3 protein-coding genes (1 of these 3 cut by a window edge) are annotated in these 15278 nt (G+C 72.1%); 1 reads left to right on the top strand and 2 read right to left on the bottom strand.

The annotated features are described in order from the left end of the window. The first annotated feature begins 88 nt into the window (after nt 1-88). Complete coding sequence (locus BN977_RS14980; protein WP_109790136.1) at nt 89-5773, top strand: type I polyketide synthase; 5685 nt, start codon at nt 89-91, stop codon at nt 5771-5773. Here BN977_RS14980 and BN977_RS14975 read toward each other — a convergent pair. Together BN977_RS14975 and BN977_RS14970 are read right to left on the bottom strand one after the other, a co-directional pair. Next, entirely contained in the window at nt 5753-8761 is a 3009-nt protein-coding gene (locus BN977_RS14975) for an MMPL/RND family transporter (protein ID WP_084172515.1), read from the bottom strand. The two genes, BN977_RS14980 and BN977_RS14975, sit on opposite strands and share 21 nt — an antisense overlap. Before the next feature lie 2 nt (nt 8762-8763). After that, nucleotides 8764-15278, bottom strand: the 3' portion of a protein-coding gene (locus BN977_RS14970) for a non-ribosomal peptide synthase/polyketide synthase (RefSeq protein ID WP_036398069.1). 24616 nt of this gene lie beyond the right edge of the window; the window shows 6515 of its 31131 coding nt (coding positions 24617-31131); its start codon lies beyond the right edge, outside the window; it ends in the stop codon at nt 8764-8766.

The following is a 15278-nucleotide window of genomic DNA, read 5'->3' as shown; positions in this document are numbered from 1 at the left end:
GGGTGGACTATCGTTGGCCCGGCGCACGGTGCCGTGCCTCGGGGCCGAGGGCGCGGCATGGGGAGTCCGACGGTTCGGTAGGGGTGCAATGGTCTCGTTCGATCCCGTCGCCGTGATCGGGATGGCCTGCCGGCTGCCCGGCGGCATCGATTCGCCGGACGGCCTGTGGGACGCGTTGCTGCGCGGCGCCGACCTGGTGACCGACATTCCCCGGGAGCGCTGGGACGCCGACGACCACTTCGATCCCGAGCCCGGTACGCCCGGCCGTTCGGTGTCGCGATGGGGGGCGTTCCTCGACGATATCGCCGGGTTCGACGCCGACTTCTTCGGCCTCGACGCCGACGAGGCGACCGCGCTCGACCCCCAGCACCGGCTGCTGCTGGAAACCTCCTGGGAGGCGTTCGAGCATGCCGGGCTGCCGCCGGAAACGGTGACCGGCTCCCTCACCGGTGTCTTCGTCGGACTGACGCACACCGACTATCCCCCACCGTCGCAGGAACCGGATGGCTTCCAGGGCAACGGCTTCGGTATGGCCTCCGGGCGGATCGCCCGCGCGTTGCGGGTGCACGGGCCTGCCGTTTCGGTGGACACCGCCGGATCGTCGAGCCTGCTGGCCGTGCACATGGCATGCCGCAGCCTCAACGACCGGGAAAGCGACCTGGCATTGGCCGGCGGCGCATCGGTGATCCTGGAACCGCGCCGGTTCGCCGCGGCCTCAGCGCTGGGGGTGTTGTCACCGACCGGCCGCTGCCGGGCATTCGACACCGCCGCCGACGGCACCGTCATCGGTGAGGGCGCCGCCATGGTGCTGCTCAAGCGGCTGCCCGATGCGCTGCGCGACGGCGACCGGATCCTGGCCGTGGTGCGCGGCACCGCCGCCAATCAGGACGGCCACGACACCGCGGTCGCGGCCCCGTCACCGCGGGCGCAGCACACGGTGTACCGAAAAGCGTTGGCGGCGGCCTCGGTTCACCCCGGCACCGTCGGCATGGTCGAGGCACATGGTCCCGGCACCGCGCTCGGCGATGCGAACGAGTTCGCCGGCCTGGCCGAGGTCTACGGCGTCGAGGGTCCCTGCGCGGTGACGTCGGTCAAGACCAATTTCGGCCACACCCAGGCCGCCGCTGGGGTGCTCGGCCTGATGAAGGCGGCGCTGGCCGTGCGGCACGGGGTGGTGCCGCAGAACCTGCACTTCAGCCGGCTACCGGACCAGCTCGCCCAGATCGACACCAAACTCTTTGTCCCCCACGAGCTTTCGCCATGGACCGGCAACGGCGGTCCGCGCCGCGCGGCGGTGTCGGCGTACGGCTTGTCCGGCACCAACGTGCACGGCGTGCTGGAACAGCCGCCAACACCACCGGACCCGGCACCGGCCACGCCGCCCGGCCCCCTGCTGTTCCCGCTGTCGGCCACCTCGGCCGAGGAGCTGCGCCGCACCGCCGACCGGCTGGCCGGGTGGCTGCGCGAGCACGACGAGGTCGCGCTGCCCGATCTGGCCTACACGCTGGCCCGCCGTCGCGCGCACCGACCGGTGCGCACCGCCGTGGTCGCGGACAACGGCGAGCGGCTCGGTGCCGCGTTGCAGGAGATCGCCGCGTCCACCGTCGACCGTCGCGCGGCGCTCGGCAGCGCCGACCGGGGCCCGGTGTGGGTGTTCTCCGGGCAGGCCGAATGGACCGGTACGGGCGCCGAACTGATCAGCGGCGAACCGGCATTCGCGGCCGTCGTCGCGCAGGCCGAACCGGTCATCGCGCGTGAGTGCGGGTTCTCGGTGACCGAAGCCCTGTCGTCGTCCGACGCCGTCGCCGACCAGAGCCGCCGCCAGCCGGCCGTGTTCACCATGCAGGTGGCGCTGGCCGCCGCGCTGCGGGCGCGGGGTGTGCACCCGGGCGCGGTCATCGGCTACTCGCTCGGGGAGACCGCGGCCGCCGTGGTGGCCGGCGCGCTGTCCCTGGCGGATGGCTTGCAGGTGGTGTGCAGCCGGGCCAAGCTGTTGTCCCGCATTGCCGGTGCCGGCGCCATGGCGACCGTGCAACTCCCTGCCCAGCAACTGCTTTCGGAACTGGCGATGCGCGGCAAGAACGATGTGGTGGTCGCGGTGGTGCCGGCACCCGATTCGGCGGTGGTGTCCGGCACCGCGGCCGCGGTGGCGGAACTGGTCGCGGCCTTGGCACAGCGCGATGTGCGAGCCGTGCCGCTGCCCACCGATCTGGCGACGCATTCCCCGCAGGTCGACCCGATCATCGAGGAGTTCACCGCGGCGCTGGCCGGGCTCAGCCCGACGGCACCGGATGTCCCCTTCTACACCGCCACCTCGTTCGACCCGCGCGACAAGCCCGTCTGCGACGCCCGGTACTGGGTGTCCAACCTGCGCAAGATGTCCCGGTTCTCCGCTGCCGTGCGCGCCGCGCTGGACGACGGGCATCGGGTGTTCGCCGAGCTGCTCCCCGACCCGGTGGTGGGCGCCGCGGTCGAGCGGACGGCCCACCAACTCGATATCGCGCCGGCCGTTCTGGGCGGCGCGGTCGAGTCACCCACCGGTCTGCTGGACTTCGTCGGCCGGGTGCATGCCGCGGGCGCGGCGGTGGATTTCGCCGTGCTCTACCCGCAGGGCCGGTTGGTGGACGCACCGCTGCCCACCTGGACCCGCAGGCGGCTGTGGCTGGACCCCGGCACCGGCGACGCCGCGCGCCCCGGCGGGCACACCGTGGCCGTGCATCCGCTGCTCGGCGCGCACGTGCGGTTGCCCGAACGGCCCGAGCGGCACGTCTGGCAGACCACGGTGGGCGCCGACACCGACCCGGCACCCGGCGCGGTGTGCTGTGAGATGGCGCTCGCGGCCGGCCGCGCGGTGTTCGGCGACGCCGTCGAGGTGCGCGATCTCTCGTTCGAGCACCCGCTGCCCGACGACGGCACGCTCACCACCATCGCGACCGGTGATACGCCCGGGCCCTTGGCATTCGCCGTCGAAAGCCATCCGCAGGGCACGCGGCGCAGGCATGCCGCTGCGGTGCTGCATCCGGCCGAGCCGGTCGAGGCGCCGGCCCGCGACATCGGGCGCGGGGTGCTGGCCGATATCACCCCGGACGCCGCGGTCCGCGCGGAGCAGGGCGACTACGTCGTACACCCGCACCTGCTGGCGGCCTGCTTTCGGGCGGTGACCGAGCATCCGGATTTCCCGACCGGGCCGATGCCGCCGACCGGTGTCGACCGGCTGCGCGTGCACGGGCCGCTGCGCGCCGCGCGCTTCTGCCACACCCGCATCACCACCGCGTCACCCGAGGGCGCCGAGGCCGATGTCGAGGTGCTCGACGAGGACGGCGCCGTGCTGCTAACCGCGCACGGAGTGCGCTATCGGGGAACCGGGCATCGGCCGCTCGATGACCGGCTGTTCGCCACGCAGTGGCGCCACCGCGCGCTGCCCGACATTCCGCACGCCGACGCCGGCGCCTGGCTGCTGATCGGCGGCGCGGACGACCCGATGGTCGACCGGCTGGTTGAAGCGCTGAAAAGCCTTGGCGCGCACCCGTCGAGCACAACGTGGGATGCCGCACCGATCGACGGCCGGGTGGAGTTGACCGGTGTCGTGATGGTGCCGGAGCCCGGTGCCGGCGGCGAGACCAGCCCGGATCTGCTGGGGCGGTTGGCGCGCAGCGCCGCACAGGTGTCCGCCGCATCCGGATCGACGCCGCGCTGGTTCGTGGTCACCCGCGGGGCGCAGGCCGTCATCGACGGTGAGCGGCCGGACCTGGCCCAGGCCGGTGTGCCGGGATTGGTCCGGGTGCTCGGCAACGAATATCCGGAGCTGGCGGCCACCCACATCGATATCGACGACAGCGCAGGCGTGGCGGGCGATGTCGCCAGGCAGCTGCTGCTGGGATCCGACGAGGACGAGACCGCGTGGCGCGACGGCCGCTGGTACACCGCACGGCTGGTGCCCGCGCCGCTCGGCACGCAGGACCGGCGGTCCGCGGTGCTCGACCCGGCGCGCGACGGCCTGCGTCTGCAACCCCGTGACTCCGCTGACCCGCCGTCGCTGGAACTCGTTGCGGCCGAACGTATCGCGGTGGCCGCCGGCCAGATCGAGGTGGCGGTGCGGGCCGCGAGTACCGTACCGGACACGGCCTTTGCCGGCACGGTGACCGCCGTCGGGCCGGGTGTCACCGCTCACCGGATCGGCGACCGGGTGGCCGGCGTGTGCCCCGCCGGCGCCTGGCGCAGCCACCTCACCTGCGATGCCGATCTGGCCGTCACCTTGCCCGCGGGCCTGCCCGAGCACACCGCGGTCGCCGCCACCGTCTCGCATGCCACCGCCCATCACGCGCTGCACCACCTGGCCCGGGTCGTCGCGGGCGAGGTGGTGCTGGTCGATTCCGCGGCGACGGCCACCGGCGCCGCGGCCATCGCGCTGGCCGGTGCGGCCGGGGCCCAGGTCGCCGTGGGCCGGTCCGCGGCAGTTGGCCGCGAATTCGACATCGTGCTCGACACCTCCGGCGGTGCGGGCATCGAGATGCTGGCTCCCGGTGGGCGTTTCATCGACCTGGCGGCGCACGACGGGGAGGTTCGCGTCGACGCCGCCGCGCTGCGCGGTAACCGGTCGTTCGGCACGGCCGATCTGGCGGCGCTGGCCGTCAGCCACCCGCAGCGGTTACCCGACGTGTTGGCCGCGGTGTACCAGCTGCTCGCCGAGGGCGCCTTGGCCGCACCGGAATTCGTCACCCAGCAGCTCACCGACGTGCCGGCGAGCGGCATCACCGCTGCGGTGCTGGAGATGCCCACCGGCGGTGTGCCGGTGGTGGTGCCGCCCGAACACGTCCCGACATTCCGTGGGGACGGCGCCTATATCGTCACCGCCGGGCTGGACGACCCGGGGCTGCGGTTCGCCGAACGGATGGCCGCCGGCGGGGTCGGGCGGCTGGTGTTGTGTTCACCGGCGCAGCCGTCACCTCGGGCTCTCGAGCGGGTGGAGGCGATCCGCGCGGCGGGCACCGCGGTGACCGTCGTGTGCGCCGATATCGCCGACCCCGGCACCGCCGCGCGCCTGGTCGGCGCCGCCGACGGGACTGCGGTGCGCGGGGTGCTGCACGCGGGAGCTCCCACCGGTGACCTCGAAGACCCCTGGGGGCCATCGGTTGTCGGTGCGTGGCGGCTGCACACGGCGACGGCCGGCCAACCGCTGGACTGGTTCGCCGTGTTCACCTCGGTCGGCGTGCTGGCCGGCTCGCCGGGTCAGGGCATCGCCGCGGCGGCCGGCGCCTGGCTGGCGGCGTTCGCCCGCTGGCGCCGCGCCGCGGGCCTGCCCGCCACCACGATCGCGTGGGGGGACGGCGCGCCGGACGGTGCCGACGCCGGCGAGGCGTTCGAGATCCTGTTGCGCCACGACCGGCCGTACACCGCGTACACCCGGCCGGATTCGCCGTGGCTGGCCGCCGTCGCGGCGCGCGGCCCGTTCGGTGTGGACCTGCGTGGCGCACGGCGCCCCTCGGCCGACGCCACCCGGCTGGCCACCGAACTGGACGGGCTGCCACCGGCCGAACGGTCGCAGCGGTTGCGCACGATGATCACCGAGCAGGTCAGCGCCGTGGTGCGGCACAGCATCGACCCGGACCGGCCGCTGCCGGAATCCGGTATCGACTCACTCGGTGCGCTGGAGTTGATCACCCGGCTGGAGACGGCCACCGGCGTGCGGATCCGGGGCACCGAGATCACCACCATCCGCGCCCTGGCGGACCTGCTGGCCGAGCGGCTGAGCTCAGGTGGCCGCGTCCTGTAGCTCCAGCGGCGGCTCGGCGTCATCGACCGAACCCCGCCTGCGCCGGGCCCAGCCCGCCCCGGACGGCCACCAGTTGTACCGGCCGACCAGCACCGCCAGTGCGGGCACCGTGATGGTGCGGACCAACAGGGTGTCCAGCAGCAGACCGACGCCGATGATGAAGCCGCCCTGCACCATCGAGCCGATGCTGCTGAACACCATCGCGAACATCGGCGCGGCGAAGATCATCCCGGCGGAGGTGATCACGCTGCCGGTCGACCGGACCGTGCGGATCACACCGGAGCGGATGCCGTGCGGGGACTCGTCGCGGATCCGGGAGATCAACAGCATGTTGTAATCGGCGCCGACGGCGACCAGCACGATGAACGCCATGCCCGGCGTGCTCGCCGACATGAACTGACCGCCGATCAACTGCAGCACGATCACCCCGATGCCCAGCGACGACAGGCACGAGAGGATCACGGTGCCGACGAGATACAGCGGTGCCACCACGGCCCGCAGCAACAGCACCAGGATCAGGAACACCACCACCACCGTCATCAGCACGATGAACTCGAGATCGTGGTTGTAGTAGTCGCGCAGCTCGCTGTAGTACGGCGTCATACCCGACATCGATATCGACGCATCGGCCAGCGAGGTGTTGGCCTGTGCGCCTCGCGCGGTGGCCAGGATCGTCTTAACCTGGTCCATCGCCTTGGTGTCATACGGGTCCAGGGTGGACTCGACCAGGTAACGGGCCGAATGCCCGTCGGGTGACATGAACACCTTGACCAGATCCTTGAACCGGTCGTTGCCGAGGATCTCCGGGGACACGTAGAACCCCGCGGCGCCGGGATCGGACGCGTTGAGTTTCATCGACAGCAGGAAAGCCGAAGCGCGCGAGAGTCCTTCGCCGAGTTGTTTGGTCTGGTCGTCCAGGATGCGCACCCCGTCGGCGATCTTGCGGCTGCCGTCGGCCAGTGCCGCCGCACCCTGGTCCAGGGCGGCGATCTGATTCTGCATACCGCCGCCGGGTGCTCCGCCGGATGCACCCGGACCGGTGAGGCCCAGCGAATGCAGGGCCTTGGTGGCGGCGTCCAGGGTGGGCAGCACCTTGTGCAGGACATCGGACATGCGCTGCAACCGATCCCGGTCGCCTGCGCATTTCTCGTCGAGCTCGCAGTTGGGGTCGGCCTTCATGGTTTCCAGCGTGGTGTCGTTGAGCCACAGCGCGTCGTTGAACTGCGCCATGTCCGGCAGCAGCGAATCCCGGCCGATCAGCTTCTGCAGATCATCGGAGTTCGGCAGCGCGCTGCGCATACCGGCCAGCGACTTGCTCAGGTTGTCGAGCACCCCGGTGGTCTTGGTGAGCTGCGTCCGCACCGTCGCCAGGCTGTCGGCGAGTTTGTCGGCACCGCCGGTCAGCGCGGCCCTGGCGTCGCTGCTGGCGGTGATCTTCGCCGTCGCGTCGGCGAGCTTGTTGCCGATCTCGCCGGCCTGGTAGCTCAGCGTGGCCTGCTCCAGGGGCACCCCCGTCGGCCGGGTGACCCCGCGGACCGCCGAGATGTCGGGCAGTTGGGCCACCCGTTGCGCCATCTGCTCCAGATCGGCCAGCGCCTTGGTGGTCCGCAGGTCGTGCGGCGACTGGACGAACACGTACTGGGGTGCGGTGAGGCTGGCCGGGAAGTGTCGTTCGATGGCGGCCATCCCGACGTTGCTCTCGGCCGACGGGGGCAGGGCGTTACGGGCGTCGTAGCTGGTGTGCAGCAGGGTCACACACGCCGCCAACGGGATCAGGATGACCAGGCTGCCCACCAGGTGTGCCACCGGGCGGCGCACGATGTGAATCCCGGAGCGGCGCCACAGTTTGTCGGTGAGCTCGCGCTTGGGTTTCACCCAGCCCCGGCGGCCGGTCAGCGCGAGGATCGCCGGCAGCAGCGTGATGGAGGCCAGGAACGCGACCGCGATGGACACCGCCAGCGCCGGGCCGGTCGTGGAGAACACCTTCAGGGAGGTGAAGCTCATGCCGAGGAACGTGACGGCGACCGTCGCCGCGGATGCGGCGATCACCTTGCCGATGGCGACCAGTGCCCTGGCGACCGACTGGTCCGAATCCAGGCCCTGGCGCAGGTATTCGTGATAGCGGCTGATCAGGAAGACGGCGTAGTCGACGCCCGCGCCGATCATCATGGCGCTCATGAACACCAGCGTCTGCTGCGAGATCGCCAGGCCCATCTCGGCCAGCGCGGCCACCACCTGGGTGGCGGCCGCCTGTGAGACGCCGATGGTGACCAGCGGCACCAGCATGGTGACGATGTTGCGGTAGACGACGAGCAGGATCACCAGAACCATGGCCACGGTGGCGGTTTCGATGACGCGCAGATCCCGCAGCCCGATCTCCTCGCGCTCGGCGACGGTGGCGGTCAGGCCCGTCATGTGCATGGTCACCGCGGAGCCCGCGACGGTGTCCTTGACGATCCCCACCACGCGCTGATACGCCGCGCCCGACTCCGGTGACCCCAACTCGCCGACGATGCCGACCGGGATGAACCACGCCTTGTGGTCCTTGCTCTCCATCACGTCGCGCAGCGGTGGTTGGGACACGAAGTCCTGCACCATGACGACGTCGCGCTGGTCGTCGTGCAGCCGTTGGACCAGGTTGCGGTAGACGTCCTCGTCGGCCCGGGTCAGGCCGTTCTCGTTGGTGAGCACCACCAGCGCGATGTTCTGGATGCCCGGTTCGCCGAATGCCTCGGTCATGTCCCGGGTCGCCGCCATCACCGCCGAATTGGCAGGCAGCAGTTCCTGATTGCGGTCACTGGCCAGTTTCATCAGCGGCGTGACGGTCACCGACAACACCGCGACCAGGATCAGCCAGGCGGCGATGACCCACCACGGCCGGCGCACCACCAGATGTGCCAGTCGCTCGAAGATGCCGCCTGCCCGTGCACCCTCCGCCCGCTCCGCCGTCGGGGTGAGGTCACGGCGCGGCCTGCGTGGCCAGCTCAAGCTCACATCTTCTCACGGCCGAGTCGGTCGCCGTACCGGGCCAGCGCGTCGGCGTCCAGCATGCCCAGGTGGGTGCAGTCGACGGGGTGCACGGTGATCGCGCCGGTGACGTGTGGTCGCCAGCTGTGCTGCAGCGCCGCACCGCGGCCGGGCTCGTCCCGCTCGGCGGCGTAGATGACCACGTCACCGGTGAAGACGCCGGCCGCGTGTTCACCGTAGAGCCGCACGTTGGTCTCGAAGTTGCGCACCAGCGTCTCCAGCAGCCCCGGGTAGCCGGGCATGTCCAGACCGGCGAGCTGGCCGCTGTCCACCGTGCGGCCGGCCCGGCCGCTCAGCGCGGGCTCGGCGTCCAGCAGGATCACGGCGGCGACGGCGGCGCCGCGGCGCTGCAGTTCCACCGCGACCGCATGGGCCAGCACGCCGCCGAACGACCAGCCCAGCAGTCGGTACGGTCCGTCCGGATCGTGGGCCTGGATGCGGTCGGCGTAGTCGGCCGCCATCTCGACGAGCGATGCCGGTGCCTGCTGCCCGGTCTGCTGCAGCCCGATGATCGGGCCGGCCAGGTGCGCGCCGAGCGCCTGGTACGGCCAGCTGACACCGCTGACGGCGGGCAGGCAGTAGAGCGCGCTGCCGTCGCCGTCCTTGAGGGTCTGCACGGGCGGCAACTCCGCGACCGCCCCCGTCCCGGCGCGCAGCCGCGCGGCCAACGCTGCCACGGTGGGCGCCTCGAAGACCGTGGCCACCGAGACGTCGAGGTCCAGGTCCGCCTTGATCGCGGCGACCAGGCGCATGGCCGAGATGCTGTCGCCGCCGAGATCGAAGAAGGACTCGTCGGAGCCCACCCGCTGCACGCCGAGTACCCGCCCGTAGCCGGCGGCCAGTGCCGCCTCGATGGCATCGACGGGGGCCCGGTGGTCACCCGCGCGGTATTCCGGGGCGGGTAGGGCCCGGGTGTCGAGCTTGCCGTTGGCGGTGACCGGCAGCTCGGGCAGCACGACCACCGCCGCCGGGACCATGTGGGCGGGCAACCGCTCGGCGAGCCGGGCCCGGACGGCGACCGGGTCGGCCGCGCCGGTGACGTAGCCGACCAGCCGGCGCGCCCCGTCCCGGTCCTCGCGGGCAAGCACGGCGGCCTGGGTCACCCCGTCGACCGCCGCCAAAGCCGCTTGCACGTCGCCCAATTCGATGCGGTAGCCGCGGATCTTGACCTGCTCGTCGGCCCGGCCCAGGTAGTCCAGTTGCCCGTCGGCGCGCCAGCGCACCAGGTCACCGGTGCGGTACATCCGCGCACCGGCCCCACCGAACGGGCACGCCACGAACCGCTCGGCGGTCAGCCCGGACCGGCGCAGGTAACCGACGCCCACGCCGGTACCGGCGATGTACAGCTCGCCCACCGCTCCGCGCGGTACCGGGCGCAACCACGGGTCGAGCACGAACAGCGCCGCACCGGGCACCGGTGACCCGATCGGTACCGGAACCGAGTCCGGTGCCAGTGTCTCGGTCATCGCCGCGTAGATGGTGGCCTCGGTCGGGCCGTAGGCGTTGACGACCGGGTGAGCGGGTGCCCAGCGGGCCACCAGTTCGGGCTGGCAGCTCTCACCACCGAGCACCAGTGCGGCCGAGCCCAACTGGTCGGGCGAGAGTACCCCGGCCGCCGACGGTGTCTGGGTCAGCACGCTCACCCGCTCGGCGGTCAGCAGTGCCTGGAATTCCTCCGGTTCGGCCGCGACGGACTCGGGCACGATCACCAGGCGGCCGCCGTGGAGCAGCGCGCCCCAGATCTCCCACACCGAGAAGTCGAAGGCGTATGAGTGGCATTGCGTCCACACCTGTTCGGCCGGCAGGCCGGCGCGCAGCGAACCGCCCAGCACGTGTGCGGTCACGTTGCGATGGGTCACCGCAACACCTTTGGGGGTGCCGCTGGTGCCCGAGGTGTAGATGACATAGGCGATGTCGTCGGGCGCGGGTGCCGGCAGCGCGGTCGCGGGTGCACCCGCCGCGCCGGGATCGTCGACGGTGACGACGCGCAGCCCCGTCCCGTCGAGGCGTCCGGCCAGGTCGGCACCGGCGACCGCGGCCACCGGTTCCGTATCGGCCAGCATGACGGCGATCCGTTCGGCGGGCAGGGCCGGGTCCACCGGGAGGTAGGCGGCACCGGTCTTGAGCACTGCGAGGATCGCCACGATCGCCTCGGCCGAGCGCGAGAACAGCAGCGCCACAGTGCGTCCCGGCCGGACACCGGCACCGGTCAGCAGATGCGCCACCCGGTTCGACGCCTCGTCGAGGTCGGCGTAGGTCAGCGACCGGCCGGCATGACGGAGCGCCACCGCGTTCGGTGTGCGCGTCGCCTGCTCGGTGAACAGGTGCGGGATCGACACCGCGGCATCCGCCGGGCGGGTCAGCGCCGCCCGGTGGGCCAGCGCATCCAGCTGCGCGCGCTCGTCGTGGCCCAGCGGATCGATCGTGGCGAGCCGGCGGGCCGGCTCCGCGGTCATCGCCTGCAGCACCCGCTCGAATCGGCTTGCCAGCGCGTCGATCACGGCGGCGTCGAAGACGTCGGTGTCGTACTCGATGCGCAGGCCCAGCTCGCGGCCCGGTGCCACCTGCACGGTCAGCGGGTAGTGGTTCTGTTCGTGGCTGGTGAAGCCGGTGACGGCCACGGTGTCCTCGGCCGCCTCGCCGGTGGCGACGGGATAATTCTCGTAGGCGAACAGGGTGTCGAAAAGCTGTTCCTGCCCGGCGATCCGGTGAATCTCGGCCAGCGACAGATGCTGGTGCTCCAGCGTCGCGTTGTGCGCGCCCTGCAACTGGTCGAGCAGCTCCGCTGCGGTGGTGCTCGCCGTCAGCGTGGCCCGCACCGGCACGGTGTTGATCAGCAGGCCGACCATCGATTCCGCGCCCGCCAGCTCCGTCGGGCGGCCGGACACCGCGGTGCCGAACACGACATCGCGCTGACCGGTCAGGCCCGCGAGCACCTGCGCGAAGGCGCCCTGCAGCACGACGTTCGGTGTGCTGCGGCCGGTCCTGGCCAGTTCCTCCACGGCGGTGGTGATGCGCTCGGGCAGCCGGACCGTACGCACCCGCTTGGGGCCTGCCCCGGTGCGCCGCGCGGGGCCCACCAGGGTGGGGGTGTCGAACCCGGCCAGCACGCCGGCCCACGCCGCCCGGGCCGCGTCCACGTCGCGGTCGGCCAGCCAGCCGAGGTACTTCCGGTACGACGGCGCGGCCGGCAGATGCTGCCCGTGGTAGGCGGCGAAGATCTCCCCGAGCAGGACGGGCACCGACCAGCCGTCCAGGACGATGTGGTGGTTGGTGAGCACCAGCCGGTGCCGGTGCTCGGCGGTGCGGATGACCGCGACCCGCAACGGCGGCTGGCGCTCCAGGTCGCCGACCGCGGCGCGTTCGGCCGCGCAGAACCGCCCGATCTCGTCCTCGGGCTCCAGTTCGAGGTAGCTCCACGGCACTTCGGGATCGGCGGGGATGATCTGCACCGGTTCGTCGGACTGCCTGCTGAACCGGGCCACCAGGTGCGGGTGCCGCAGGATGACCCGCTGCACGGCGGCGCGCAGGCGGTCGGGCGCCAAGGGGCCGGACACCGTGAGATCCAGTTGTACCGCGTACAACTCGGCTCTGTTCGCCAGATTGCTGTGGAACAGCATTCCCTGCTGCAACGGCGTCAGCGGCAGGATGTCGGCGATGCGGTGCCGGCGCGCCAACTCGTCGATCTGGCCTTGGGTCACCCGTGCGGGCGCGACGTCCGACGGGGTCAGCCCGCCGCCGCCGGCGCGGACGTGGGCGCAGATGCCGGCCAGCGCCTCGAACCACAACCGGCTGAGCCGGGACACCCCCTCGGCGTCGAGCGCCGACGGCGCCCACGTCCAATTCGCGTGCAGCTGCGGACCGGAGTCGGTGTCGACCGTTCCCGCGTTGAGTTCCACGGTGTGCAGCAACGGCATCGGCACCGCGGTGCTGACCGCGGTGGCGGCCGCACCGTCGCGCGCGATCTGCCAGAAGTCGCCGTCCAGCTCGGGGCCGCCGCCGAGGCGGCCCAGATAGTTGAACCCGATCACCGGGTCCGGTGTCTGCAGGGCCGGATGACCGGTCAGGTAGCGCAGCAGCCCGTAGCTCAGGCCGTCGGGCAGCCGGCGCAGTTGTTCCTTGGCATCCTTGATCACCGCGCCCAGCGCGGCATCGCCGGCGGCCACTTGGCTCCAGGACAGCTCGCCCCGACCCGGTGTCAGCGCCACCGGGTATTTGGTGGTGAACCACCCGACGGTGCGGGACAGATCCACCCGGCCGAGTTCCTCGTGCCGGCCGTGACCTTCGACGTCGATCCCGATCGGTGCGCCGCCGGTCCCGGCGAATTCGGTGACGGCCAAGGCGAAAGCGATCAGCAGGATGTCGTTGATGCCGGCATGGAACGCCGCGGGCACCTCCCCGAGCAGCGCCCGGACGGTGTCGGCGTCGTCCAGGGTCATCGACAGCTGCCCGGCGGTGGCGAAGGTGTCGACATCGGGCCGCAGCGCCGGGAAGACCGTCGTGGTGGCCGATTCGCTGACCTGGCGCCACGTCTCGGCCTGTGCCGTCACCTCCGGCGTCGCGGCGTGCTGGTGCAACATCCGCGCCCACTGCGCGAACGAGCTCCCGGTCCGCGGCAGGGCGACGGGCTGACCGGCGCGGTGCTGCGCCCAGCCGAGGTTGAGGTCCTCCAACAGGATTCGCCACGAGACGCCGTCGACGGCCAGGTGGTGGACGATCAGCACGAGCTGACGGCTGCCGACCGCCCACACCGCGCTGAGCATGTGCCCGGCCGCCGGGTTCAGCCGCGACCGGGCGGCGACGACGGCGTCCTCGGACAACTCGGGCACGGTGTGCAGGCGGTCGCGGGCATCGACCGCACCCCCAGTCGGTACCGACAGCGACCAGCCGGTGCCGTCGCGGACCGCGGTGAGGCGCAGCATGGCGTGCCGATCCAGCAAGGCCTGCACCAGAATTGCGGCGTCGGCGGCGGTGGCGCCGGCCGGGGCCTGCACCACCACGGTCTGGTTGAACTCGTCCACCGGCCCGGGCACCTCGGCCAGCCAGCGCATGATCGGCGTCGTGGGCACCGGTCCGACGCCGTCGTCGGACAGTGCGACCACGTCGTCGGCCGGTGTGACCACCAGGGCCAGCCGCGCCACCGTCTGCTCGACGAACACGTCGCGGGGCCGGCACACCAGCCCGGCCGCCCTGGCCCTGGCCACCACCTGCATCGACATGATGCTGTCGCCGCCGAGCTCGAAGAACGGGTCGTCGACGCCGACGCGGTCCAGACCGAGTACCTCGGCGAAGATCCCGGCCAGGATCTCCTCGGTGGCGTCACCCGGTGCGCGGTAGCGATCGGCGTCACCGTAGCTGGGGGCGGGCAGCGCCCGCCGGTCCAGCTTGCCGTTCGGGGTGAGCGGCAACGCCGGTACCGGGACCACCGCCGCGGGCACCATGTACGCCGGCAGCCGGCTGCCCAGTGCGGCGCGGGTGGCCGCCGGGTCCGCGGCGCCGGTGATGTACCCGACCAGCCGCTTGTCCCCCGGCCGGTCCTCCCGGAGGATCACCGCGACCTGCCCGACATCGGCCAGCCCCGCCAAAGCCGTTTGCACATCGCCCAATTCGATGCGGTAGCCGCGCAGCTTGACCTGCTCGTCGGCGCGGCCCAGGTACTGCAGCTGCCCGTCGGGGCCCCAGCGCACCAGATCCCCGGTGCGGTACATGCGCTGTCCCGGCGCACCGAACGGGCAGGCCACGAACCGGGACGCGGTGAGGCCGCCGCGGCGCACGTAACCGGCCGCCACCCCGGCGCCTGCCACGTACAACTCGCCGACCACGCCGACCGGCACCGGCCGCAGCCGCTCGTCGAGGACGAATGCCGCCGCGGCGGGCACCGGGCTGCCGATGGGTACCACGCCGGCTCCGGCCGCCAGGGGTGCGCTGACCGCCGCGTAGATGGTGGCTTCGGTCGGGCCGTACGCGTTGATCATCGGGTGATCCGGTGCCCAGCGGTCCACCAGTTCGGCCGGGCACGCCTCGCCGGCCACCACGAGTGTGGTCGACTCCAGCCCGCGCACCGGCAACATCAGTGCGGCCGAGGGTGTCTGGGTCAGGACGGTCACCTGCTCGGCGAGCAGCAGGGCGTGCAGTTCCTCGGGTGCACGGGCCACCGCCTCGGCGGCCACCACCAGCCGTGCCCCGTGCAGCAGGGCACCGAAGATCTCCCACACCGAGACGTCGAAGGCCAACGAATGCCACTGGCTCCACACGCCGCCGGACGGCAGTTGCGCACCGACCGATTCCAGCAGCGACACCACGTTGCGGTGGGTGACCGCGACCCCCTTGGGCAGCCCCGTGGTTCCCGAGGTGTAGATCAGGTACGCGAAATCGGACGGGTCCGGCAGCGGCAGGGCGGTGACGGGTTGCGCCGCCACGGCGGGATCGCGCACGTCGATCACGGGCACGTCGAATTCGGCCAGCCGGCCGGCCAATT

The organism is Mycolicibacterium cosmeticum (assembly GCF_000613185.1).
GTDB lineage: Bacteria > Actinomycetota > Actinomycetes > Mycobacteriales > Mycobacteriaceae > Mycobacterium > Mycobacterium cosmeticum.
Note: the sequence above shows the minus strand (reverse complement) of the source record. Positions and strands in the feature narration are given on the sequence as shown.